Origin of the sequence: Streptomyces sp. NBC_00726, from assembly GCF_045161735.1 — a bacterium.
Lineage (GTDB): Bacteria > Actinomycetota > Actinomycetes > Streptomycetales > Streptomycetaceae > Streptomyces.
In genome coordinates, this window is the sequence record NZ_CP108983.1 from 135,803 (window position 1) to 158,350 (window position 22,548).

Here is a 22,548-nt window from a genome sequence, read left to right on the forward strand (position 1 = left end):
CCCGGCGAGCGGTTCCGGGGTGACGCGCTACCGCCGGGCCATGTACAGGCTGAACGCCTTGTGCAGGACCCTGTTGAGCGGGTAGTCCCACTCGCCGACGTATTCGGCGGCCTGCCCGCCGGTGCCGGCCTTGAAGCGGAGCAGCCCGAGCAGATGGCTGGACTCGTCCAGGGTGTCGGTGGTGCCCCGGAAGTCGTAGACGTGCGCGCCCATCGCGTGGGCGTCGCGGATCATCTGCCACTGGATGGCGTTGTTGGGCTGGACCTCGCGCCGGCGGCTGGTGGACGCACCGTACGAGTACCAGACGTGTCCGCCGACGGTGAGCATGGTGGCGGCGGCCAGCACCTCGCCGTCGTGCGCGGCGAGGTAGAGCCGCATCCGGTCGGGGTGTTCGGCGGTGAGCGCCTTCCACATGCGCTGGAAGTACGCCAGGGGGCGGGGGATGAACCGGTCGCGTTCGGCGGTCTCGGTGTAGAGCGCGTAGAAGGTGTACAGGTCGGCGTAGTCGCCCTGGACGATCTTGACGCCGGCCTTCTCCGCCTTCTTGACGTTGCGCCGCCACAGCTGGTTGAACCCGGCCAGGAGGTCGTCGGGCGAGCGGCCGGCGAGGGGGAGCTGGAAGACGTAACGCGGCTGGCCGGCGGCGAATCCGTCCTCGCCGTCACCCCCGGAGCGCTGCCAGCCCATGGCCCGCAGACGGTCCGTCAGTACGAGGGCGCGGGGGTCCTGTTCGGTGGGCGCGACCTCGCCGAGGCGGTGCACCCCGGGGTCGGCGATGGCCTCCTTCACGGTGGCCGCGTCCCAGCGGCGGGCGACGACGGGCGGGCCCATCCTCACGCTGAACGCGCCCCGCCCCTTGAGGTGGTCCAGAAGCGGGTTCAGCCACCGGCCGGGGTCGTCGTCGTACCAGTCGATGACGGGGCCCTCGGGGAGGTAGGCGAGGTGGCGATTGATCTTCGGCAGCGGCCGGTACAGGACCAGGGCGGTGCCGGTGATCCTGCCCGAGCCGTCGAACCAGCCCAGGCTCTCCGCCCGCCAGTCGGGCTTCACCTCGCCCCAGGACGGGACCTGCATGTGGCTCGCGGACGGCAGACCGCCGATGTACGCCAGGTGCTCGTCCCGGCTGATCGTCCTCAGGCGGAGGTCCATCGGTCTGCTCCTCGTCCACGGGTCGTGATCCTCCGGCAGCCTACTGGCGGTCGCCGCACCCCACGACGCGGGCGGGCGTTCGGGCGAGACGTCGGCGCCGGGGCAGCCGCGACGCCGGTATCAGGCCCAGCGCGGCGAGCACCGCCACCGCGAGCAGCGCCTGGCCCGGGGCGAAATCCGTTACGGGGAGGGCCTGGTTCCCCGGGTCGGTGACGCCCGACGGGGTGAGCGGCATCAGTCCGGCGGCCACGGCGATCCCGAGGGCGGGGCCCACGTTCATGGCGGTCTGTTTGAGGCCGCCGACCACTCCGGCGTATCCGGGCGGGGCGTCCCCGACGACGGTCCCGGTGGCGGTGACCATGACGGCGGTGAAGCCCGCGCCCAGCACCGCGAGGACGAGGCCGGTCTCCCACGCGGAGCCCGGCCGGGAGAGGCCGAGGACGGCGAGGACGACGCACAGCTGGCCGGCGATCGCGGTGCGGCGCGGCCCGAACCGGCCGAGCGCGGCCGAGGCCGCGGGCGCCCCGGCGATCATCAGCAGGGTCAGCGGCAGGCAGCGCAGCCCGGTGGTGAGCGGATCGAGGCCGAGCCCCTGCTGAAGGAGGAACGTGACGACGAACAGCGCGCCGAACAAGCCGCCGGAGGTGGTGAGGAGCAGCGCCATGGACGCCATCACGGGCACCGAGCGCGTCACCGCCGGCGGCACGACCGGCTGGGCGCTGCGGTGTTCGTACGCGACGAGCGCCGCCCCGAGGAACACGCTCAGCAGCAGCCCGAGCCCGGTCCGGGTGCCGGTCCATCCCGCGTCGGGGACGCCGGCCAGGGTGTGGACGAGGGCGGCGAGCGCGGCGGCCAGAAGGACGCCGGCGGTGAGGTCGAACCGCCGGTGCGCGGCGGGCGGCAGGTCCGGGGTCCGCACGGCGAGGGTGAGCGCGGCGATGGCCAGGGCGGCCGGGATGTTGACCAGGAAGACGGCGCGCCAGCCCCAGTGCGTGACGAGGAGTCCGCCGAGCACCGGACCGGCCGCCGCGGCCACCCCGATCGCGCTGGTCCGGAGGGCGACGGCGCGGCCGAGCCGGTCGGCGGGGTGGACGAGCCGGAGCAGGGCGAGCGTCGCCGGTTGCAGAAGCGCGCCGAACACGCCTTGTGCGGCGCGCAGGGCGATCACGGGGCCGATGCCGTCGGCGAGGGCGATGCCGGCCGACGCGGCGCCGAAGCCGAGGACACCGACGCACAGCAGCCGCCGGTGCCCGTACCGGTCCCCGAGCCGGCCGGCGATCACGAGGAGGGCGGCGACCGCGAGGAGGTAGGCGGTGCTCGTCCACTGGACCTCGGTGACGGTCGCCCCGAGGTCGCTGCGCAGGTCCGGCTGGGCGACGAGCAGCACGGTGCCGTCCAGGGCGACGATCATCGCGCCCGCCACGGAGGCGAGGAGCGCGGCGCGGGGCCGTACGGCGGTGAGGGTCACGCGGCCACCCGGCCGAGGTGGGCGTCGAGCAGCGCCGTGACGAGCGGGTCGGGTGCCTCGCCCGGGCCGGGAAAGGCGAGTTGGAGGCTGCCGCTCGCCCGGAGCACGGCGATGCCGTGCAGATTGGTCCACAGGGCGGCCGCGGTCAGGGCAGGTGGCGGGGCGGAGTCGTACAAGGGTCCGGTGCCGTTCTCCGTGTGGTGGGCGCGGTCCTGGGCGACGAGTTCGACGAGCCGCGCGAACAGCGGCAGGGTCGACTCGCGCAGGCGCGGCGGAGCGGGTGCGTCCGCTTCCGCGTCGTCCGCGTGGGCCTCGCTGTCGAGCAGGTCGTGGCGGAACATCAGCTCGAACATGCCGCCGCACTCCCCCGCGTAGTCCAGGAAGGCGTCGGCGAGGCCCCGCAGCTGCTCGCGCGGTGTCCCGGCCCCCTCGGCCGCCGCCGTGAACCGGGCGGCGAGTTCGGTGAAGCCGCGCCGGGCGATGGCGGAGAGCAGGGCGTGATGGGTCGGGAAGTAGCGGCGCGGGGCGCCGTGGGAGACGCCGGCGCGGCGGGCGATCTCGCGCAGGCCGAGCGACGCGGAGCCCTCGGTCATGACGAGGTCGACACCCGCGTCGATCAGGCGCTCCCGCAGGGAGTTCGGTTGGCTCACTTGATCCATGGACAGTGTCTACCAGGCGCGAGTAGACACTGTCTACTCCTTGGGCGCGGCACGCCGCCGGGGCTCTTCGTCACATGTGGCGATCACCCGAATGGCGGGGGCGCGGGAGCCGGAGGAGAGTGGATCGAGGGGCGGAACGGCTTCCGCCGGGCAGCCCCTCACCCCACCCAGCTCTTTCCGTGTGAGGCACTCATGGCGACCAACGAAAGCAGCGGCACCAAGCTGAACGACGGTGCGGCGGGCGGCACCCGAGGGACCACGACCATCGCGGACGGCGTGGTGTCGGCCATCGCCGGTATCGCGGTACGGGAGACCGACGGGGTCCACAACGTCGGCAAGGGCCCGTCGCGCGCGCTCGGCGCCGTCAAGGACAAGGTCTCCCGCTCCAGCGATCCGGGGCGGGGCGTCAAGGTGGAGGTCGGCGAGAAGCAGACCGCCATCGACGTCGACATCGTCGTGGAGTACGGCGTCCCCATCGCGGACACCGCGCGCAGTCTCCGTACGAACGTCACGGACGCGGTCGAGACGATGACGGGTCTCGAAGTGGTCGAGATCAACATCAACGTCGCCGACGTCCATGTGCCGGGTTCGGACGACGACGAGGACGAGGACGAGTCGTCATCGCGCGTCCGGTGACGGCCCCCGGCGGACCCGGTGGACGGGTTCTCAGTCCTCGGTGAGGATGCCTTCGCGGAGCCGGCCCAGTATGCGGGCGATCAGCCGTGAAACGTGCATCTGGGAGAGACCGAGGCGTTCACCTATCCGGGACTGCGTCATCTCCTCGCCGAAGCGCATCCGGACGATGGCGCGCTCCCGTTCATCCAGCGTCTCCAGCAGGGGCGCCAGGGCGTGCAGATTCTCGACCAGTTCGATCCCCGGGTCGCACTCGCCGGTGATGTCCGCGTGAGTGCGGCTCACCCCGCTGGGGCTGTCGGACTCCGCCCCGTCGAGGGGCACGTCCAGCGAGTGCGCGGTGTAGCCGTTGGAGGCGACCAGGCCCTCGATGACGTCCTCCTCGCCGATGCCGAGGCGTTCCGCGAGTTCGGCGACGGTGGCCTCCCGGCCGAGCGGAGTGGCCAGCTCCTCCTTGGCCTTGCCCCGGTCACGGCCCCCGGCATCTGCGCGGCTACGGATGTCGGCATGGCGGTCATTCCCTTCCGTCGGACGGCGGCTGCTTACGCGTGCGCGAAGCTGCGACTACCCGGAGCCATGCGTTCCACACACCAAGGGGGTGTTCCAGGAATAAGGTTGGCCGGCCGCCTCACATTCCGGCGGGCTGTTCCGTCGGACCGTCGGCAGCGGAAACGCACGACGACAACCAGGGGCGGTCACGTACATGAGCACACCTTCCGAGCCGGAGCTGAGCGCCGTCATCGGTGAGCGGCGGCAGCTGATGAACCTCGCCTACCGGATGCTCGGTTCGGTCGCCGAGGCGGAGGACGCCGTACAGGAGACGTACGCCCGGTGGTACGCGATGTCACCGGAGCAGCGGGGCGCCATCGCGACGCCCGGGGCGTGGCTGACGACGGTGGCCAGCCGGGTCTGCCTCGATGTGCTGGGCTCGGCGCGGGTCAGGCGGGAGCGTTACGTCGGTGAGTGGATACCGGAGCCGTTGCCCGACCGCTCCGAGTGGGCCGGCGGGCGCGCCGACGGGGGCCGCGGCGACCGGGCGGACCCGGCGGACCGGGTCACCCTGGACGAGTCCGTGAGCATGGCCTTCCTGGTGGTGCTGGAGTCCATGACCCCGGCCGAGCGAGTGACGTTCGTCCTGCACGACGTGTTCCGGTACCCCTTCGCGGAGGTGGCGGACATCGTCGGCCGGAGCGCCCCGGCCTGCCGGCAGCTCGCCGCGTCGGCCCGCCGCCGCCTCCGGGACGCCCGCGCCGAGGCGGTCCCGGCGGCCGGACAGGCGGTCCTGGTGCGGGAGTTCAAGGACGCCTGGGAGGCCAAGGACATCAAGGCGCTCATCGGCCTGCTCGACCCGGAGGCGGCGATGATCACCGATGGCGGCGGGCTGGCCGGGGCGGCCCTGCGCCCGGTCGAGGGCGCCGAGCGGGTCGCCCAGTACCTGGTCCACTTCGCGGACAAGGTGCCCGAACTCCTGCTGCTGGAACGGACGGTGAACGGACGGCCCGGCCTGGTCGCCCAGCACTCCGGGGTCATCGTCACCGTGGCCGCGTTCGGCGTCGCCGGGGACCGTGTGCACCGCATCTGGGCGGTACGCAACCCGGAGAAGCTGCGGACCTGGCCCGGGCACGGCGGGTCCGGGCCGGCGCCTCAGTCGTGGGGCGGGTAGGTCAGCCGGCCGTCGCGGACCCGCGCGTCCTCGTTCAGGACCGCGGGCCGCGTCGAGGTGGGCGACAGGATGTCCACGACCTCCGCGCCCGCGACGATCAGCGCGTCGGTGATGAGTCTGCGGTGGCAGCGCCACGGCACGGCCTCGCTGCACATGATCGCCGGCCGGGTGTCCTCGGCGAGTTCCAGGAGTTCGTCCAGCCCTTCCCGGAAGGCGTCCGTCGCCATGTAATCGGCGTAGTCACGGAATGCCTTGACCCGCCAGGCGCCGTTCGCGGTCGGGACGCCCTTCGGGGTGTGCCGGCGGCCGCCCAGCTTCGGGAGCCACCGGTAGCCGATGCCGGGCGGCAGCGAGTCGGCGATGTTCCGCCGGTTCCACTGCGGAACCTTCCGGGACGAGGGGTACGAGCGCACGTCGGCCAGCAGGGTGACGTCGTTGCGGCGCAGCAGTTCCACCAGTTCGCAGAACTCCCTGGTCGAGTGGCCGACCGTGCAGATGCGGTGCATGGCCCGGCTTCCCTTCGTTTCCCGTCGTGCGCGGGCCGTTTCCCCGGCCGTGTTCCTCTCCAGCCCTGGGTACGCTCCTTTCGGTGAGCACGCCACCGGGCGGGAATCCGGAAGACGGAAGCGGGTCGATCATGTGTACCGCCGATGACTACCCCGTACGGGCCGCCGCCCGCTCCCGTACGCTGGCGGAGCTCGACGGGCGACTGGTCATGTGCCGTGCCTGTCCCCGCCTCGTGGAGTGGCGCGAGGAGACCGCCCGTATCAAACGCCCCGCGTTCCGCGACTGGGAGTACTGGGCGCGCCCCGTACCCGGCTTCGGGCCCTCCGACGCCGCCCTGGCCGTCACGGGCCTGGCGCCCGCCGCGCACGGCGCGAACCGGACGGGCAGGATGTTCACCGGCGACCAGGCCGGCGATCTGCTGTACGCCACGCTGTACGAGCTGGGGCTGGCCTCCCGGTCCACGGTGACGGACCCGGCCGACGGGCTGGAACTGTACGGGGTCCGGGTGACGTCCCCCGTGCACTGCGCGCCGCCCGCCAACCGCCCCACGCCGGGTGAGCGGGACACCTGCCGGCCGTGGCTGGCGCGGGAGCTCCGGCTGCTGCGGCCCACGGTGCGGTCGGCCGTCGTGCTCGGCGGCTTCGGCTGGCAGGCGGCCCTGGCCGCCCTGGAACGGGCCGGGTGGCGGGTGCCCCGGCCCCGGCCGGTGTTCGGCCACGGCGCCCGTACGGTGCTGGAACCGGCCGACGGGGCGGGCGGCCCGCTGACGGTGTTCGGCTGCTACCACGTCAGCCGGCGCAATGTGTTCACCGGCCGGCTCACCCCGGCGATGCTCCGCGAGGTGCTGGCGGGGGCGGCGGAGACGGCGGGGCTGCGAGTGGTCCGGCCGGAGCCGGAGTGACCGGGGCGGTGCACGGCACTCTTCGGGGCGGCCCACCGGCCCAACCGGCCCACCGGTCCACGGGATTTTTTGCCGGCTCATCAGATTGGGATGACGGAAAATCGAGCAGGCGCCCGTTATGGGCACACTTTCTCGCACCACCAGCCGTACGCTCCGCCGCCGCCTCCTCGTGCCCGTCGCGATGATGTCGTTCGCCCTCGTCGCGGCGGGCTGCAACGACGACGGCTCCGCATCGGCCTCGCCCTCGCCCGCGGCCCACGCCGGGACGACGGGCCCCGCGCAGACCTCGCCGCAGCCGTCCGGCCCGGCCTCCTCGCCCCCGGCGACCACGCCGTCCTCCCCCGCCGCGCCCAGCGACTCCGGCGCGTCGTCCGGGTCCGACGCCGCAGGTCCCGCCCGGTGCACGGCCGAGGGGCTGGGCATGAGCGTGAAGCAGGGCGACGGGGGCGCCGGGCAGGTCTACTACGAGCTCATGTTCGTGAACAAGTCCGGGCACTCCTGCACCCTGAACGGCTTCCCCGGGGTGTCCCTGATCCAGCGTGACGGCGCCGTCATCGGCGCCCCGGCCGAGCGCGACGGCGCCTCGCACGGGGCGACGGTGCTGGCCGCCGGCGGGACGGCGCACGTCGTGCTGCACACCCTGAACCAGGGCATCGCGGACGGCGGCTGCTGGAAGCGGGGCGACTACCTGCGGGTGTACCCGCCGGGCTCCAAGGAGGCGCTGACCCTGCGGGACCCGCAGATCCGCGTCTGCGGCGACCGCTTCACGACCACGTCGGTCGAGCGCTGACGTCCCCGCCGGGGCCCGCCGTCAGGCGGGCAGGTCGTCCACCGTCGGGGCGACCGGCGCGAACAGGTCGCCGACGGCGGTGAGCGCGGCGGTCTTGAGCGTGCCGGCCGGGACCACCGTGCCGTCGGGCGCGGGCAGGCTGCGGGTCGCCGTGGCCTCGGCGACGACGGCGGGCCGGTAGCCCAGGTTGAACGCGCCCTGCGCGGTGTGCGTGACGCACATATGGGCCATGAACCCGGCGAGCACCAGGTCCTTGCCGCTGCCGGGCTCCGCGCCCAGGGCGGTGAGGGTCTTCGCCAGCTCCGTGCGGTGGAAGGAGTTCGGGAACTGCTTCACGACCACAGCCTCGCCCTCCCGGGGCGCCACCTCGTCACTGAGGGCGCCGATGTGCTCGCGGATGTCGTACGGGGAGCCCTCGCCGCCGTCGTGGATGACATGGACCACCGGCGTGCCGGCGGCCCTGGCCCGGTCCAGGAGGCGGGCGCAGGCCGCGACGGCCTCCTCGGCGCCCTCCAGGGCCATGACGCCGGTGCGGTAGGTGTTCTGGACGTCGATGAGGATCAGCACGGACTCGCTCAGCCGGGGCAGCCGGGCGTCCAGGCCGGAGACCTCACGGAGGGTCGCGGAGGGCTGGTTCGTGGTCATGGTGGTGCCTTTCTCGGGGTGGTGGGCAGGTTGTCGTGGGCAGGCTTCCGGGCACGGCGAAGCCGTACGCCGTGCCAGGTAAGAGGTGTGGGGGCGGAGCCGTCAGGCCGCGTGGGTGCGGAAGCGGCGGCGGTAGGCGGCCGGTGTGGTGGCGATCTGCCGCCGGAACACGCGGTGCAGGGTCTCCGCCGACCCGAGGCCGGCGGCGGCCGCCACCCGGTCCAGCGGGTCGTCGGTGGTCTCCAGGAGCCGGCGGGCCGCCTCGACCCGGGCGGACTCCACATAGGCGGCCGGGGAGACCCCGGTCTCCTGTTTGAAGACCCGGGCGAAATGGCGTTCGCTCAGGCACATGCGTGCCGCGAGCACCGGTGCGGACAGGTCCTGGTCCAGGTGGTCCGCGATCCACAGCCGCAGCGCGTCGATCTCACGCCGGGAGGCGGCCGGTCTGCTCAGCGGCACGGAGAACTGGCTCTGCCCGCCCTGCCGCTTGAGGTACATCACCAGCTGGCGTGCCACGGCGAGCGCGGTGTCCTCGCCCAGGTCCTCGGCCACCAGGGCGAGCGCGAGGTCCAGGCAGGCGCTGATCCCGGCGCCGGTCCACACCCGGCCCCGATCGGCGCGTACGAAGATCGGGTCCGCGTCGACCGTGACCTCCGGGTGCGCGGCGGCGAGCTGGGCGGCGGTCGACCAGTGCGTGGTCGCCGTCCTGCCGTCCAGGAGTCCGGCGGCGGCCAGCAGATGCGCGCCGACGCACACGGACGCCACCCGGCGGGCGTGCGGGGCGGTCTCCCGTACCCAGGTCACGATGTCCGTGTCGACCCGGGCGACGGGCCCGTCGTCGGTCATGTCGACCGCGCCGGGCACCAGCAGGGTGTCGACCTCCCGGCCCACCTCGCCGAAGGTGAGGTCGGTCAGCAGCCGCACCCCCGCCGAGGTCCTGACCTCGCCCGCCCCGGGCCCGGCCAGCCGGACCCGGTAGCGGTCGTGGCCCTCGGACACCCGGTTGGCCAGGGCGAAGACCTCGGCGGGGCCGGAGACGTCGAGGAGGTCGACGCCGGGGAAGACCGCGATGACGACGCGGTGTGCGGTGGGCATGACTCCATCCTGGCCAACCGCGCGGATGGCCGCAATGACGGTTCCCTGTCACATTCGGACACCGGTGCGGCCGGGTCCGGCGTCCGGGATGCGGGCACCCGGGTGCGCTGGTTCGCTGGGAGGGACGGCTCTCCACCGAGAACCTGGAGTGATCATGAGCGTTGCGGACGAGACCGGCGGCCGGGCCGAGCGCATCCGGGCGAAGGCCGAGGAGATGCGGGAGACCGCCGAGCGCACATCGGACCCGCGGGAGCGCCGGCGCCTCCAGGACAAGGCCCGCCGGCTCCAGGAGCGGAGCGACCAGGTGACCACCAAGGGCGACCACGGGACGAACGCGCTCTGAGCCGGCGGGCCGGTCCGCTACTGGGTGAACCGGGGCAGCCACTTCACCAGGTAGTCGGGGTGGCCGGCGTTCTCGGCGGCCAGCTGCCGGACCACGAAGCCCAGGCCGAAGGCCCGGCCGGAGGCGAAGTCGCGCTGCGGGCGGTCCACGTCGAGCGCGGCCACCTCGGCGTACTCGTCCAGGAGGACCCGGTGGGTCTCGATGCGCTGGAGCGTACGGGCCGGGTCCTGGCGGACGATGTGCCGGTCGTAGGCGTGGCCGTGGGTGCGCAGGGTGAAGGCGATCGCGCCGCCCCGGTCGTGGATCTCGCCGGGTGTCCCGGCCGGGCACCGCCATGCCTCGCCGCCGGCCGCCCTGGCGAGGTCTTCCTCCTCGTCCAGGCGCGCCCTGACGAAGGCGACGAGGTCGGAGTTGTCTGTCGTCATCTGGTTTCGCATCCTTCCGCTCGGCCCCACCCCCTGGGGGCCGAGCTGGACACTATCCCGAGGTGCCTCAGTGGGCCCCGTCCACCGGCTCCAGCACGAAGACGGGGATCTGCCGGTCCGTCTTCTTCTGGTAGTCGGCGTAGTCGGGGAACGCGTCGACCGCGCGCTCCCACCACTGGTCCTTCTCCGCGCCGGTGACCTCACGTGCCGTCATATCGCGGCGGACCGGGCCGTCCTGGAGCTCGGCGCGCGGGTCGGCCTTGAGGTTGTGGTACCAGACGGGGTGGGTCGGGGCGCCGCCCTGGGAGGCGACGACCGCGTACCGGCCGTCGTGCTCGACGCGCATCAGGGGCGTCTTGCGGATCTTTCCGCTCTTGGCGCCCACGGTCGTCAGGACGATGACGGGCAGGCCGCGCATCGTCGTCCCTTCCGTGCCGCCCGAGCTCTCGTACTGCTCGACCTGGTCGCGAACCCACTGGGAGGGGCTCGGCTCGTACTCGCCCTGGAGAGGCATGCGTTCTGTCCCGTCGTCGGTCTGTCCGGCCGTGGCTCCTCGCCGGCCGCGGCATCTCATCATGGCTTCAACGCCTGCCGCCACGGGCTAATCAGCCCCGGCCGTCGTGTCGCGGTCAGGCCCCGGTGACCCCGTCCAGCCGCTCGCGCACCAGGTCGGCGTGGCCGATGTGGCGCGCGTACTCCGCGATCATGTGGATGTGCACGAGGCGCAGCGAGTACACCTCGCCGTCGTGGGTGAAGGTGTCGTCCAGCGAGGCTCCGGCGACGATCTCGTCGGCGAGCCGGCACTGCTCGACCAGCCGGGCGTAGTCCTCGGCGGCCGTGGCGGGGTCCAGGTCCTCGAAGTCCGCGTCCTTGCCCCTGGCCGGGTCGTACAGGGGCTCCAGGTCCTCCCCGGCGAACCGCTGCCGGAACCAGGTGCGTTCGACCTTGGCCATATGGCGTACGAGCCCCAGCAGGGACAGGTTCGACGGTTCGACCGTCCGTTCGGCGAGCTGTTCACCGGTGAGTCCGGCGCACTTCTGGAGGAGGGTCGAGCGGAACCAGCCGAGGAAGCCGGTGAGCATCTCCCGTTCGGCGGCGACGAGCGAGCCCGGCGTACGGGTGGCTGCGGGTGCGGTCCAGGTCATCGGGCGATCATGCACCCCGAACAGCTTTTCGTACGAGCCGTTTTACGCGTGCATGCTGTAGCCGTCGCCGTCCGATGCGGAGCGGGTCACGGACGTGGTGGCACCGCCGACGAGCCCGAGGACCAGGAAGAGGACCACCAGGGCCTTGCCCGCGGTGCTCATGACCAGCGGCCGGGTGGCGGACCGGGGCTGCCCCCGCGGTACGGAGAGGTCGTCGTCGCCGAAGAGTCCCTTGGGGTAGGCGGGGCTGAGCAGGGCGAAGTAGGCGGACACCCGCGTCTCGTAGCGCAGGGTGGCCGCCGTGGCCTCGAACAGCGGGCGGGGCATGCGCCCCAGGATCAGCGTGATGAGCCACCACAGGACGGCCAGGGCGGACCAGCCGGACGTGGCGAGGCCCTGCACGATCGCGGCGGGGATGACCAGGATCAGCCGGAAGAAGACGGCGATCCGATTCAGCCGCGTCGGGCGGACGTCGATGCGGACGGGGTGCTCCGGCGGCTGGTACAGGGTGAAGGGCGGATAGCGGTCGACGAGGAGCATGGCGCTCGCGCCGACCCGGGTCCGGTAGGCCAGGACCTGGGCGAGGAAGCGGTAGACGGGCCCGGGCAGCCGGGCGAGCGCCAGGGCGGCGAACCAGCCGAAGATCACGGTGAAGAAGGCGCCGATCTCCAGGAAGAACAGCACGATGAAGTGCGGGATCAGCAGGAGCAGCCGGAAGAACACGGTGAGCCGCCGTTGGCGGACGGGTTCCACGACGTCCAGCACGGGCCGGAACTCGTCGGCGTCCCCGGCGCGTGGCCCCGGGCTCCACTGGGCGTCGCTCATGTCGCTCCTCTCCGGCGTGGCCTTCCACCGTCGGCCCGCCGGACCCGGTCCGCAATCGGCCGCGGGCCGATCGGGTAGCCGTACCGCCGCAGGTCAGCGCTTACGGGGCCGGGGTCCTGCCGCCGCTGCGTCCATGCGCGACGGATGCCCCGCGAGCGCCGGACCACACCCCGCGCGCCGTGCGGGGCGGGCCGCCCGGCGTCAGACTGGTCGCGACGGGCCGGTCCCGCACGGCCCGGCGCATCCGAACCGATGCGGAGGTCTCATGGCGGACGGCCACGCCGGCACACCCCTGAACTGCCTGGTCACCGGCGCCAGCGGCTATATCGGCGGCCGGCTGGTCCCGGAGCTGCTGGCGGCCGGCCACCGGGTGCGGTGTCTGGCCCGCACCCCGGAGAAGCTGCGCGACCACCCCTGGGCCGGCGAGGTGGAGACGGTGCGCGGCGATGTCACGGACCCGGCCACGCTCACCCCGGCGATGGACGGCATCGACGTCGCGTACTACCTGGTGCACGCGCTGACGACCGGGGCCGGTTTCGAGGAGACCGACCGGCGGGCCGCCACGGCCTTCGCGGAGCGGGCGCGGGCCGCCGGGGTCGGCCGCATCGTCTATCTGGGCGGCCTCACCCCCGAAGGCGTGTCCGAGCGGGAGCTGTCGCCGCATCTGCGCTCCCGGGCCGAGGTCGGGCGCATCCTGCTGGACTCCGGCGTGCCGACGACCGCGCTGCGCGCCGCCGTCATCATCGGCTCGGGCTCCGCGTCCTTCGAGATGCTGCGCTATCTCACCGAGCGGCTGCCGGTGATGGTGACCCCGAGCTGGGTGTCGACGCGCATCCAGCCGATCGCCGTCCGCGATGTGCTGCGCTATCTGGTGGGCAGCGCCCGCATGCCCCGGGACGTGAACCGCACCTTCGACATCGGCGGTCCCGACGTCCTCACGTACCGGGACATGATGCAGCGTTACGCGGAGGTGGCGGAGCTGCCGCACCGGCTGATCCTGCCCGTGCCGATGCTGTCCCCGGGCCTTTCCAGCCACTGGGTCGGGCTCATCACACCCGTGCCCGCGTCGATCGCCCGGCCGCTCGCCGAGTCCCTGCGGTACGAGGTGGTGTGCGGGGAGCACGACATCACGGGGTACGTCCCCGACGGCGCGGGGCAGCCGTTCGCCTTCGACACGGCGCTGCGCCTGGCGCTGCAACGCGTCCGGGAGGCCCGGGTCACCACCCGGTGGTCCTCCGCCTCGGTGCCGGGCGTGCCCAGCGACCCGCTGCCCACGGACCCCGACTGGGCGGGCGGCAGCCTGTACACGGATGTGCGGGAGCGCGAGGTGAACGCGTCGGCGGAGGCCCTGTGGCGGGTGGTGGAGGGCATCGGCGGAGAGCACGGCTGGTATTCGTTCCCGCCGGCCTGGGCGGTGCGCGGCCGGCTGGACCGGCTGGTGGGCGGCGTCGGCCTGCGGCGCGGGCGGCGCGACACGGACCGGCTGCGGGCGGGCGACTCGCTGGACTTCTGGCGGGTCGAGGAGATCGAGCCGGGGCGCCTGCTGCGGCTGCGGGCGGAGATGCGGCTGCCGGGCCCGGCCTGGCTGGAGATGTACGTGGAGCGGGCCGGGGAGGGCCGGTCGCGCTACCGGCAGCGGGCCCTGTTCCATCCGCGCGGGCTGCTCGGGCACGCGTACTGGTGGGGTGTCTCGCCGTTCCACGCCCTGGTGTTCGGCGGGATGGCGCGCAACATCGCGCGGGCGGCGGAGAACCGGACGTCACCCGGACGGGCGGTACCCGCGGTGTCGCCCTGAGCGGTGCGGTCCGGGGCGGCGGGGTGACGGCAGCATGGCTGTCCCCGCCTCATCTGGAGTTGCGCCATGTCCGTCGCGGTCGTCCTGTTCACCGCCGACCTCCGTCTGCACGACCATCCGCCGCTGCGCGCCGCGCTCGCCTCGGCCGACGAGATCGTGCCTCTGTTCGTCCGGGACGGCGCGATCGGGGCGGCGGGTTTCGACGCCCCGAACTGGCGCGCGTTCCTCGCGGACTGTCTGCGCGACCTGGACGCCGGGCTGCGCCACCGGGGCGGTCGGCTGGTCGTCCGGTCCGGGGAGGTGGCCGGGGAGGTGTGCGCGGTCGCCTCGGAGACCGGGGCCGATGAGGTGCACCTGGCGGCCGGCGTCAGCGCGTACGCCCGGCGCCGGGAAGAGCGGCTGCGCGCGGCGCTGGAGGCGGACGGGCGCCGGCTGCGCGTCCACGACGGGGTGGTCACGGCGGTGGCGCCCGGCGCGGTGACGCCCGCCTCCTCGGACCACTTCGCCGTGTTCACCCCGTACTTCCGCCGCTGGGCGCGGGAGCGGCCGCGCGAGGTGTTCGGCGCGCCGCGCACGGTCCGGGTGCCGGAGGGGGTGCGCTCCGAGCAGCTGCCTTCGCGCGGCGGCGTCCCCGGTGTGTCGGAAGGGCTCGCGGCGGGCGGCGAGGAGGCGGGGCGCAAGGCGTTCGCGGCCTGGCGGCGGCGGGGCCTCGCCTTGTACGAGGACCGGCACGACGACCTGGCGGCCGACGGCACCTCGCGGCTCTCGCCGCATCTGCACTTCGGCACCCTGTCCCCCGTCGAGCTGGTGCACCGGTGCCGGGACGCGGGCGGCGCGGGCGCCGAGGCGTTCGTACGGCAGCTGTGCTGGCGGGAGTTCCACTACCAGGTCCTCGCGGCCCGGCCCGCCTCCTCGTACGAGAACTACCGCGACAAGCACGACCGGTGGAGGTCCGAGGCGGACGCGGCCGACGAGGTCGAGGCATGGCGGCAGGGGCGCACCGGCTATCCGATGGTCGACGCCGCGATGCGCCAGCTGCGCCACGAGGGCTGGATGCACAACCGGGGCCGGCTGCTCACCGCCTCCTTCCTCACCAAGACGCTGTACGTGGACTGGCGCGTCGGGGCACGCCACTTCCTGGACCTCCTGGTGGACGGCGACATCCCCAACAACCAGATGAACTGGCAGTGGATGGCGGGCACGGGCACCGACAGCCGCCCCAACCGGGTGCTCAACCCCGTCGTGCAGGGCAAGCGCCTCGACCGGGACGGCGCGTACGTCCGCCGCTGGGTGCCGGAGCTGTCCCCGGTGTCCGGGTCCGCCGTCCACGAGCCGTGGAGACTCCCGGCCGAGGAGCGGGAGCGCCTGGACTACCCGGAGCCCGTGGTGCGGCTGGCCGAGGGCCTGACCCGGTTCCGCCGGGCGCGTGGTCTGGAGTGAGGGGCCGGGAGCGCGTCGCGCTGTTGCTGCTGTCGGCGGCGTCCGGGGCGGCGGACGCGTTCGTCTTCATCTGTGTCGGCCAGGTCTTCGCCGGCGTGATGACCGGAAACCTGGTGCTGCTGGGCGCCTCGGCCGCCGGGTCGGACGAGGAGGGCGTCGCGCTGCGGGTGGTCACCGCGCTGGTCTCGTACGGCTGCGGGGTGGCCGGTGCCGCGCTGGCCGGTGAGCGGATGTGGCGGCGGGTGCCGTTGATGCTGCTGGCCGAGGTGGTGCTGCTCGCGGCCGGGGCGGGGCTGTGGGCGGCCCGGCCGGTCACGTCGGACGCGGACCGGCTGGGCCTGCTGGTGCTCATGGGACTCGCGATGGGCGTCCAGGGCCGGGTCCGGGCGACGCCCACGAACTACTTCACCGGCACGCTGACCTCGCTCGTCGGCCGCCTCGCGGTGGGGGCGCGGCGGGGCGACGACGGCTGGGCGGCCGGGCGGCTGGCCGCCGTGGTGGCCGGCGCCGCGCTCGCGGCGCTGACCGTACGGCTGTGGCCGGCGGGCGGTGCGCTGGTGGCCGTGGCACTGGCGGTGGCGGCGCTGCTGGTGGAGGCGGTGGGAAAGGGGAAGCCCCGGCCGGATCGGGGGAATCCAGCCGGGGCGGCTTGAGTGTGGGCGCTCATCGCGTCATCCACATATAGGTGAACGATAAACCACCACGGTCCGTTCCCCGCAATCCCGAACCCGGACTGTGATCCAGCGCACGGAGCCGCGGGCGGCCCCGACGATCGGCGCTCCCGTGCGCTCGCGCCCGCCGCTCGCCTCGCGACTTGCACCAACCGCCGTAAACAGAAAGGCTGTTCGAAGAACAATGGGCTACAGTCAGCCGCTGGCATATGCCGGATGCAAGAACGCATCGAGTGTTGCCAAACCACTTACGGGCCTCTTCCGGCTGTGCGAAAGTCGTATGCGGTCCACCCTTCGTCACTGGTTGTACCGCCCTGTATCGGAGTACGACATGCCGTCCCCCCTCTCCGCGGACCGCTCCGCGCCACAACCGCCCGAGCGCGAGGCCGTCGACGCGTTGATCCACCGCACGCGCCGGCTGCGCGGCGACGTGGACGCGGTGCGGCGCGACGCCGTGCGCGTCGTGGACGAGGACGACCCGCACACCCGGTGGCAGCGGGCGCTGTGCGAGCTGGCGGTGCACCACCTGGACGACCTCGGCACCCATCTCGGACAGCTCCGGGACGGCCTGCCCGCCGAACAGCCCGCGGATACCGCCGACGAGCCCGCCGGCTCCCTGATCGGCCGGGTCGGCAGCGCCGAGTGGAATCTGCTCACCGACGAGGTCAGCTGGTCCGACGAGCTGTTCCGGATCTTCGGCCGGGCCCCGGAGGCGGGCGGGCTCTCGCTGGACGCCCTGCCCTCCCGGCTGCTCCCCGAGGACCAGCCGTTACTCACCGCGCTCGTCACGGACTGCCTGGTGGACGGCAAGCCGATAGACGGCGAGTTCCGCATCCGGCACACCGACGGGCGCGTCCGGACCCTGCACATGATGGGCGAGCCCGTGCTCGACACGGACGGCCGCACCGCCTCCATGTGGGCCGTCCTGCGCGACGTCAGCGCGCTGCGGCGCAGCCAGCAGGTGGTGCGCCGCACCCATGACTCGCTGCGCCGCGAACAGCCCCGCACCGGCCACCGGGCCCCGGCGGAACCGGCGGAACCGGCGGAACCGGTCCTGCCGCCGTGGCAGACCTCCCTCCGGCTCCCCGACCACGACCCCGGCGCCCTGGACATCGCCGCGCACTACCTGCCGTCCGAGACGAGCGCCCTGGTCGGCGGCGGCTGGTACGACGCCATGGAGCTGCCCGACGGCAGGACGATGCTCACCGTCGGCGATCTCACCGGCCACGGCGTCCGGGCCACCTCCGCCCTGGCGGTGGTGATGGGCGCGGTACGCGGCATGGCGACGGCCGGCATCGAGCCCGGCGCCCTTCTCGGGCACCTCGATCAGTTGCTGGAGACCTCCATTCAGCCGGCGCTGGGCAGCGCCGTGTGCGGCAGGTTCGACCCGGCGACCCGCACCCTGGACTGGGCGCAGGCCGGACACCCCGCGCCCCTGCTCTTCCGCGACGGCACCGGACGCCCGCTGCCGCTGCCGGACGGAGTGCTGCTCGGAGCGGCCTCCGGGGCCGCCTATGAGCAGGCCGACGCGCACCTGCTGCCCGGCGACGTGCTGGTGCTGCACACCGACGGACTGGCCCGCGACGACGCCGCCGGGCACGGTGGTGCGCGCCCGGGCACGGAGACGCTGCTGGGGCTTGCCCCGCGCTTCGCCGGGGCCGGCTCGGCGCAGGAGTGCGTACGAATCGTCGTCGAGGCGTTCGGCACGGCCGAGCGGCTGGACGACGCGTGCGTGCTGATCGCCCGCGTCGGGGCGTAAGGAAGCGAAGGACCCCTTCGGCGGAGCCCGGCGTTCATCGCGTCCCGGGGCTGCTCAGATCGCGGCGCTCCCCGGCTTCTTGCGCTGGCTCGGCGGTACCGCGAGCTGGATCTCCTCGCGCAGGTCCTCGATCTTCGCGTACCCGGCGAACTGCCCGGTCAGCCGGTACATCTCGCGCAGCCGGTCCCAGGTCCGGTGGGAGGAGGTCTCCCCCATCGTGACCAGGGCGAGCCGGGCGTAGCGGTCGGCCTGTTCCGGGTCGTCGCCGATGAAGCACGCCGAGGCGAGCGAGATGTAGTCGAAGATCTTCGACCGCTCACGGCCGTTGACCCGCAGCTCCAGGGCCTGCTTCGCGTGCCGCTGGGCGACGATCGCCGCCGAGGGGTCGTGTTCGGCGAGCGTCCGGAAGGCCAGGGCCTGCATGCCGTGCATGTCGGCCTCGTCGAACATCTGCATCCAGCTCGGCGGCGGCACATCGGTCTTGTCCGAGACGAAGAGCTCCTCGGCCAGGCCCAGGGTGCGCCGCATGGCCTGGCCCCGGCCCATGGATGCCTGCGCCCACGCCTCGATGGTGCAGAGCATCGCCCGGGTGCGCGGCAGGACTTCGTCGCCGGAGCCGGACTTGGCGAGCTTCATCAGGTCCAGCGCGTCGTCGGGACGGCCCAGGTGGACCATCTGGCGGGCCGCGCGGGACAGGGCCTCGCCGGCGCGCGGGCGGTCGCCGCCCTCGCGTGCCGCGTGCGCGGCGATGACGAAGTACTTCTGCGCGGTGGGTTCGAGGCCGACGTCGTGCGACATCCACCCCGCCAGGACGGCGAGGTTGGCCGCGACGCCCCACAACCGCTTCTGGAGGTGGGCGGGGTGGTGGTAGGCGAGCATGCCGCCCACCTCGTTGAGCTGGCCCACCACGGCCTTGCGCTGGAGGCCGCCGCCCCGCGACGCGTCCCAGGCGCGGAACACCTCGACGGAGCGCTCCAGCGCCTCGATCTCCTCGGAGCCGATGGGGGCGGCCTCGTACAGGTCGAAGCCGGCCTGATCCGCGTGCGGGGTGTGACCGGCGCGCGGGGCCTCCGCCGCCAGTGCGGGGTCGGTGTGCAGCCAGTCGTACATGGGGCCGGCGATGGCGGAGCCGGCGGTGAGCACGGCGCCCGCGCTCATCAAGCCGCGTCGGTTGAGCATGAGGTCCATTCCCGTGAATTCGGTGAGGACCGCTGCCGTCCGTTCGGGCGCCCACGGAAGTTGCTCGGGATTGTCCTGCGTCCCGGCCTCTCGCCGCTTTCCCGCACGCCCGCGCCGGCCGAACCCGAGGTCCTCGATGGTCACGACACGACCGAGCCGCTCGGTGAACAGAGCCGCCAGCACCTTCGGCACGGGATCGCGGGGGGACTCCCCCATGTCGATCCAGCGCCTCACGCGCGAGGTGTCGGTGGCCAGTTGCGGATGGCCCATGGCCGCCGCCTTCCGGTTCACCATTCTCGCGAGTTCGCCCTTGGACCAGCCGGCAAGGCCGAACAGGTCCGACAGGCGGGTGTTGGGTTCTCCGGTCACGTCAAGCCCCCAGGTTCTCGGCTGTGTTGACAGTAACCCCGCGTCAGATGCCCTGTGACTATTCGCCAGGGTTTCGCCAGGGTGCGCTATGTCGAGAGACACCCGTGCCCCGGTGTCAGGTAGGAAAGCGCAACCCCGCCCGGCAGCCCTAGGTACTCCCCAGGGTGCCGAACGGCCGCCGGCCGGGGCGGCGCACGCAACTTGTCGGCGCACGAAGGGATCTGTAACGCCCATGTACACAGCATCGTCCTCCGTGTCCGCCCCGCCCCGGCCGCTGCGTCCGCTCCAGGCGGGCGGCGGACCGTATCTCGACCCGCGCGCCACCGTCCCGGCCCCCGGCATCGGGCGGCCCCGGCGGCCGGGCGGCCCCGGCGCCCCCTCGCTCGGCGGACGGCTGGACCTGTCGGGCCCCCAGGGCGCCCAGCTGAGGATGGTCATCGCGTCCGTGCACCGGATCTGCCCGGAGTTCAATCCGGTGCAGGTGCTGCGGCGCAGCGGGCGTTCGGTGCTGCTGGTCGGCTCCACGGGGCGGGCGACGGCGGTGGCGAAGTGTTTACTGGACCACTCCCCCGCGTGGTCGGAGCGGTTCCGGCACGAAATAGCGGCATACCGGGCGTTCGTCCGGCACCGCCCGCCGGTCCGGGTGCCCCGGCTCATCGCCGCGGACCCGGAGAACTGCACGCTGGTCATCGAGCGGATGCCGGGCCGGGTGGCCGCCCTGACCCGCCACCCCGCCGAGGCGCCGCCCCGCGCCGACCTGCGCGCCGTGCTGGGGGCGGTGGCCCGGGTGAACGCCTGGCGTCCGCCGGCGGGCCTGTTCGAGGCGCCGCTGGACTACGCGGCGCGGATCGCCCGCTACCACGAGCTGGGCCTGTTCACCGACCGGGACCTGGGCGACCTTCAGAAGCTGCTGCACGGGATCGCCCACTCCGGCGGGCGCGGCGCGACGGGGCAGTTCTGCCACGGGGACGCGCTGCTGTCCAACATCCTGCTGTCGCCCACGGGTCCGGTGCTGGTGGACTGGGAACACGCGGGCTGGTATCTGCCCGGGTACGACCTGGCGACGCTGTGGACGGTGCTGGGTGACGCCCCGGTGGCGCGGCGCGAGATCAGCAAGCTGGCGCAGGTGGCCGGTCCGGCGGCGCGTGACGCGTTCCTGGTCAACCTGATGCTCGTACTCACGCGGGAGATCCGCCGGTACGAGACGGCCGTGCAGCGGGCCATGCGGGAGGCCGGGCCCGCCCGGGCCGTGCAGGACCGGGCGGGTGCGCTCGCCCCGGGCGAGGAGCAGCGGCTGCTGCTGCGCCGGCTGCACGACGACTGCGCGATGGCCCGCAACGCCGTACGGGCGGCGGTCGGCACCCGCTGACCGGCCGGCCCCATGGGGCGCGCCGCGGGTCCGGTGCCGACACACCGGGCCCGCGGCGCGCTGTCGTGTGCGGGCGCCCGCGGCAGGGCTCAGCGGGCGCGGACGATGTCCACGTCGGACGCCTTGACGAAGGCGACGCGGTGGCCGATCTGTACCGTCACATACTTCTCCCCGCCCTTGAAGTACGTGTGGTCCAGCGGGAGGGAGGCGTCGATCGTCGGTGCGTAGAAGAAGCCGGTGGGCGCCTCGCCGCCGCCGGGGTAGGACTGGCCGGCCTTGATCGTGTACTGGAGCGGTGTGCCGACCCGCTGGTCCGCGAAATCCGCCGGGTACTCCGACTTCTCCGGGTAGGCGACCCCGTACACCGGCACCTCCGCCTTGCCGGCCTTCGGACGGACGACGTAGCCGGAGGTGGGGACGGTGGTGCGGGTGTGGGCGGGGGTGCGGAACCACGCCTTCTCGCCGTACCACCAGATGGCCGTCCAGCCGGGGGCGCGGCCGGCGACGACGGCCTGCTGGGTGGCGCTGATCTTGCTGCCCCAGTCGGACGCGCAGTTGGTGCCGGGTGAGCCGTCGGTGTGGATGCCGGGGTCGGAGAAGAGGGGTGCGTCATCGGAGGGCGCGGTGTGCAGCGGGACGGCGCTGGAACCCTGGACAGGCAGGTCGACGTTCTTCTCGCAGTCCCGGAACGCCTGCTTGTTCTTCTTGAAGTCCGGGCTGACGGTGACCAGTTGGCTGCCGGGGCGGGCGGTCGGCAGGGTGGGCCTGCCGAGGAGCGTCATGAAGTGGTTCCAGTCCCAGTAGGTGCCCGGGTCCCAGTGCATGCCCTTGGTGCCGGCGGCGCTGGTGGGCGGGACGCCGTCGTGGCCGATGATGTGCTGGCGGTCGAGCGGGATGTCGTACTCGGCGGCGAGGTAGCGCACCAGCGCGGCGGTGGAGCGGTACATCTCGGGGGTGTACCACTGGGCGCCGTCGACGGCGACGCCTTCCTGTTCGATGCCGATGGAGTGGCTGTTGACGTACCAGTTGCCGGCCTGCCAGGCGACGTCCTTGTTCCTGACCATCTGGGTGACATGGCCGTCGGCGGAGCGTACGACGTAGTGGGCCGAGGTCTGCTTCAGCGGGTTCTGGAAGATCTTCAGCGTGGTGTCGAAGTCCTCCTCGGTGTCGTGCAGCACGATGAACTTGATCTTGTTGGTGTGCGGCCGGTCGGCGGTGTCGTAGTTGCCGTACGTCTCCTTGTCGGCCGGGTCGCCGGTCTGCTGGTAGGCGGCCGGGACCCAGTCGCAGGCGAGAGAGCGCGGGCACTCGGGCCGGACCCCGCCGGCGCCGGCCGGGGCGGCCGGGCCGAGCAGCGCGAGGCTCAGCGCCCCGGCGGTGGTGAAGGCGAGTGCGAGCCTGGTCCGCTGCTTGGACGTCATGACAACCCTTCGTAGAGCCGGGTGGAGCCGTGGCGGGTGTGCGCGCACACTCTGTGACCTGAGGTGAAGTGGCGTCAAGAGTGCTGGGAACGCCGCGCGTTGAGCCACTGGACCAGACCACTGACAGAGCATGTGACCTGCGAAGGGCGGGAATCGGCGGGGGTGTGGCGACGGCCCGTTACCAGGGTTTTACGCGTACGGACCGGCACGGGTGTCCCTCGAACGGGCGCTCTGCGGTGTGACTAATCGCGGCTGTGCGTGCCCCGAACGGACCAAGGGTAGTGCTGGCGCCGACAG

At 73.2% G+C, this 22,548-nt stretch carries 22 protein-coding genes and 1 pseudogene; 10 read left to right on the top strand and 13 right to left on the bottom strand.

Features of this window, described 5'->3' with window-relative positions; all coding sequences use genetic code 11:
• Nucleotides 1–27: 27 nt before the first annotated feature.
• The 3 genes from OG338_RS00560 to OG338_RS00570 are packed head-to-tail and all read right to left on the bottom strand — an operon-like array spanning nt 28 to nt 3,276.
• Nucleotides 28–1,149 (bottom strand): lipid II:glycine glycyltransferase FemX, encoded by a 1,122-nt coding sequence (locus OG338_RS00560; RefSeq protein ID WP_405935407.1) that lies wholly within the window; start codon nt 1,147–1,149, stop codon nt 28–30.
• A gap of 40 nt (nt 1,150–1,189) precedes the next feature.
• Nucleotides 1,190–2,617, bottom strand: a complete 1,428-nt coding sequence (locus tag OG338_RS00565; protein ID WP_405935408.1) for an MFS transporter — start codon at nt 2,615–2,617, stop codon at nt 1,190–1,192.
• Entirely contained in the window at nt 2,614–3,276 is a 663-nt protein-coding gene (locus OG338_RS00570; protein WP_405935409.1) for a TetR/AcrR family transcriptional regulator, read from the bottom strand. Before OG338_RS00570 ends, OG338_RS00565 begins: the two co-directional genes overlap by 4 nt.
• 192 nt (nt 3,277–3,468) lie before the next feature.
• On the opposite strand from OG338_RS00570, the gene OG338_RS00575 reads away from it, so the two are divergent.
• Nucleotides 3,469–3,912, top strand: coding sequence for an Asp23/Gls24 family envelope stress response protein (locus OG338_RS00575; RefSeq protein WP_405935410.1), 444 nt, complete (start codon nt 3,469–3,471; stop codon nt 3,910–3,912).
• Nucleotides 3,913–3,942: 30 nt separating this feature from the next.
• Here OG338_RS00575 and OG338_RS00580 read toward each other — a convergent pair.
• A pseudogene (locus OG338_RS00580) lies at nt 3,943–4,371 on the bottom strand (sigma-70 family RNA polymerase sigma factor); the annotation flags it as partial.
• Nucleotides 4,372–4,612: 241 nt separating this feature from the next.
• Here OG338_RS00580 and sigJ point away from each other — a divergent pair.
• A complete protein-coding gene (gene sigJ, locus OG338_RS00585) occupies nt 4,613–5,572 on the top strand; it encodes an RNA polymerase sigma factor SigJ (RefSeq protein ID WP_405935411.1) in 960 nt (319 codons plus the stop codon).
• On the opposite strand, the gene OG338_RS00590 is transcribed toward sigJ, so the two are convergent.
• Nucleotides 5,554–6,078: a DUF488 family protein gene (locus OG338_RS00590; protein ID WP_405935412.1), complete on the bottom strand. Its 525-nt coding sequence runs from the start codon at nt 6,076–6,078 to the stop codon at nt 5,554–5,556. The genes sigJ and OG338_RS00590 overlap by 19 nt on opposite strands.
• 131 nt (nt 6,079–6,209) lie before the next feature.
• Between OG338_RS00590 and OG338_RS00595 the strand changes: the two genes are divergently transcribed.
• Both OG338_RS00595 and OG338_RS00600 read left to right on the top strand, forming a co-directional pair.
• Nucleotides 6,210–6,980: a uracil-DNA glycosylase gene (locus OG338_RS00595; protein ID WP_405935413.1), complete on the top strand. Its 771-nt coding sequence runs from the start codon at nt 6,210–6,212 to the stop codon at nt 6,978–6,980.
• Between the two features lie 118 nt (nt 6,981–7,098).
• Entirely contained in the window at nt 7,099–7,770 is a 672-nt protein-coding gene (locus OG338_RS00600) for a DUF4232 domain-containing protein (RefSeq protein ID WP_405935414.1), read from the top strand.
• Between the two features lie 21 nt (nt 7,771–7,791).
• Here OG338_RS00600 and OG338_RS00605 read toward each other — a convergent pair whose 3' ends face one another.
• Nucleotides 7,792–8,415, bottom strand: coding sequence for a cysteine hydrolase family protein (locus tag OG338_RS00605; RefSeq protein WP_405935415.1), 624 nt, complete (start codon nt 8,413–8,415; stop codon nt 7,792–7,794).
• A 102-nt stretch (nt 8,416–8,517) separates the two neighbouring features.
• Nucleotides 8,518–9,510 (bottom strand): GlxA family transcriptional regulator, encoded by a 993-nt coding sequence (locus tag OG338_RS00610; protein WP_405935416.1) that lies wholly within the window; start codon nt 9,508–9,510, stop codon nt 8,518–8,520.
• 154 nt (nt 9,511–9,664) lie between these two features.
• Here OG338_RS00610 and OG338_RS00615 point away from each other — a divergent pair, with 154 nt between their 5' ends.
• On the top strand, nt 9,665–9,853 hold the full coding sequence (locus OG338_RS00615) for a DUF6381 family protein (protein WP_405935417.1): 189 nt from the start codon (nt 9,665–9,667) through the stop codon (nt 9,851–9,853).
• A gap of 17 nt (nt 9,854–9,870) precedes the next feature.
• Here the strand turns inward: OG338_RS00615 and OG338_RS00620 are convergent, their stop codons facing one another.
• The 4 genes from OG338_RS00620 to OG338_RS00635 all read right to left on the bottom strand — a co-directional run bounded on the left by OG338_RS00620 (nt 9,871) and on the right by OG338_RS00635 (nt 12,248).
• Nucleotides 9,871–10,278, bottom strand: a complete 408-nt coding sequence (locus OG338_RS00620) for a DUF6221 family protein (protein WP_405935418.1) — start codon at nt 10,276–10,278, stop codon at nt 9,871–9,873.
• A 67-nt stretch (nt 10,279–10,345) separates the two neighbouring features.
• The gene (locus OG338_RS00625) at nt 10,346–10,792 is read right to left on the bottom strand and encodes a nitroreductase family deazaflavin-dependent oxidoreductase (RefSeq protein ID WP_405935419.1); all 447 of its coding nucleotides are present in this window, start codon (nt 10,790–10,792) and stop codon (nt 10,346–10,348) included.
• A gap of 115 nt (nt 10,793–10,907) precedes the next feature.
• Nucleotides 10,908–11,423 (bottom strand): DinB family protein, encoded by a 516-nt coding sequence (locus tag OG338_RS00630; RefSeq protein WP_405935420.1) that lies wholly within the window; start codon nt 11,421–11,423, stop codon nt 10,908–10,910.
• A 42-nt stretch (nt 11,424–11,465) separates the two neighbouring features.
• A complete protein-coding gene (locus OG338_RS00635) occupies nt 11,466–12,248 on the bottom strand; it encodes a DUF4389 domain-containing protein (RefSeq protein WP_405935421.1) in 783 nt (260 codons plus the stop codon).
• A gap of 265 nt (nt 12,249–12,513) precedes the next feature.
• On the opposite strand from OG338_RS00635, the gene OG338_RS00640 reads away from it, so the two are divergent.
• The 4 genes from OG338_RS00640 (at nt 12,514) to OG338_RS00655 (ending at nt 17,913) form a co-directional block, all read left to right on the top strand.
• Complete coding sequence (locus OG338_RS00640) at nt 12,514–14,043, top strand: SDR family oxidoreductase (protein ID WP_405935422.1); 1,530 nt, start codon at nt 12,514–12,516, stop codon at nt 14,041–14,043.
• A 66-nt stretch (nt 14,044–14,109) separates the two neighbouring features.
• Entirely contained in the window at nt 14,110–15,483 is a 1,374-nt protein-coding gene (locus tag OG338_RS00645) for a cryptochrome/photolyase family protein (protein ID WP_405935423.1), read from the top strand.
• Nucleotides 15,484–15,506: 23 nt separating this feature from the next.
• Nucleotides 15,507–16,136: a YoaK family protein gene (locus OG338_RS00650; protein ID WP_405940278.1), complete on the top strand. Its 630-nt coding sequence runs from the start codon at nt 15,507–15,509 to the stop codon at nt 16,134–16,136.
• 349 nt (nt 16,137–16,485) lie between these two features.
• A complete protein-coding gene (locus OG338_RS00655; protein WP_405935424.1) occupies nt 16,486–17,913 on the top strand; it encodes a PP2C family protein-serine/threonine phosphatase in 1,428 nt (475 codons plus the stop codon).
• A gap of 54 nt (nt 17,914–17,967) precedes the next feature.
• On the opposite strand, the gene OG338_RS00660 is transcribed toward OG338_RS00655, so the two are convergent.
• On the bottom strand, nt 17,968–19,461 hold the full coding sequence (locus tag OG338_RS00660) for a hypothetical protein (RefSeq protein ID WP_405935425.1): 1,494 nt from the start codon (nt 19,459–19,461) through the stop codon (nt 17,968–17,970).
• Between the two features lie 232 nt (nt 19,462–19,693).
• On the opposite strand from OG338_RS00660, the gene OG338_RS00665 reads away from it, so the two are divergent.
• On the top strand, nt 19,694–20,830 hold the full coding sequence (locus OG338_RS00665) for an aminoglycoside phosphotransferase family protein (protein WP_405935426.1): 1,137 nt from the start codon (nt 19,694–19,696) through the stop codon (nt 20,828–20,830).
• An 89-nt stretch (nt 20,831–20,919) separates the two neighbouring features.
• Here OG338_RS00665 and OG338_RS00670 read toward each other — a convergent pair whose 3' ends face one another.
• On the bottom strand, nt 20,920–22,251 hold the full coding sequence (locus tag OG338_RS00670; protein WP_405935427.1) for an N-acetylmuramoyl-L-alanine amidase: 1,332 nt from the start codon (nt 22,249–22,251) through the stop codon (nt 20,920–20,922).
• Nucleotides 22,252–22,548: the final 297 nt, after the last annotated feature.

Coding starts and splice junctions, on each gene's coding strand:
- sigJ (WP_405935411.1), top strand. CDS start 4,613: ATGAGCACACCTTCCGAGCCGGAGCTGAGCGCCGTCATCGGTGAGCGG.
- OG338_RS00640 (WP_405935422.1), top strand. CDS start 12,514: ATGGCGGACGGCCACGCCGGCACACCCCTGAACTGCCTGGTCACCGGC.
- OG338_RS00615 (WP_405935417.1), top strand. CDS start 9,665: ATGAGCGTTGCGGACGAGACCGGCGGCCGGGCCGAGCGCATCCGGGCG.
- OG338_RS00590 (WP_405935412.1), bottom strand. CDS start 6,078: ATGCACCGCATCTGCACGGTCGGCCACTCGACCAGGGAGTTCTGCGAA.
- OG338_RS00575 (WP_405935410.1), top strand. CDS start 3,469: ATGGCGACCAACGAAAGCAGCGGCACCAAGCTGAACGACGGTGCGGCG.
- OG338_RS00625 (WP_405935419.1), bottom strand. CDS start 10,792: ATGCCTCTCCAGGGCGAGTACGAGCCGAGCCCCTCCCAGTGGGTTCGC.
- OG338_RS00665 (WP_405935426.1), top strand. CDS start 19,694: ATGTACACAGCATCGTCCTCCGTGTCCGCCCCGCCCCGGCCGCTGCGT.
- OG338_RS00645 (WP_405935423.1), top strand. CDS start 14,110: ATGTCCGTCGCGGTCGTCCTGTTCACCGCCGACCTCCGTCTGCACGAC.
- OG338_RS00600 (WP_405935414.1), top strand. CDS start 7,099: ATGGGCACACTTTCTCGCACCACCAGCCGTACGCTCCGCCGCCGCCTC.
- OG338_RS00595 (WP_405935413.1), top strand. CDS start 6,210: ATGTGTACCGCCGATGACTACCCCGTACGGGCCGCCGCCCGCTCCCGT.
- OG338_RS00635 (WP_405935421.1), bottom strand. CDS start 12,248: ATGAGCGACGCCCAGTGGAGCCCGGGGCCACGCGCCGGGGACGCCGAC.
- OG338_RS00610 (WP_405935416.1), bottom strand. CDS start 9,510: ATGCCCACCGCACACCGCGTCGTCATCGCGGTCTTCCCCGGCGTCGAC.
- OG338_RS00570 (WP_405935409.1), bottom strand. CDS start 3,276: ATGGATCAAGTGAGCCAACCGAACTCCCTGCGGGAGCGCCTGATCGAC.
- OG338_RS00670 (WP_405935427.1), bottom strand. CDS start 22,251: ATGACGTCCAAGCAGCGGACCAGGCTCGCACTCGCCTTCACCACCGCC.
- OG338_RS00605 (WP_405935415.1), bottom strand. CDS start 8,415: ATGACCACGAACCAGCCCTCCGCGACCCTCCGTGAGGTCTCCGGCCTG.
- OG338_RS00620 (WP_405935418.1), bottom strand. CDS start 10,278: ATGACGACAGACAACTCCGACCTCGTCGCCTTCGTCAGGGCGCGCCTG.
- OG338_RS00655 (WP_405935424.1), top strand. CDS start 16,486: ATGCCGTCCCCCCTCTCCGCGGACCGCTCCGCGCCACAACCGCCCGAG.
- OG338_RS00560 (WP_405935407.1), bottom strand. CDS start 1,149: ATGGACCTCCGCCTGAGGACGATCAGCCGGGACGAGCACCTGGCGTAC.
- OG338_RS00630 (WP_405935420.1), bottom strand. CDS start 11,423: ATGACCTGGACCGCACCCGCAGCCACCCGTACGCCGGGCTCGCTCGTC.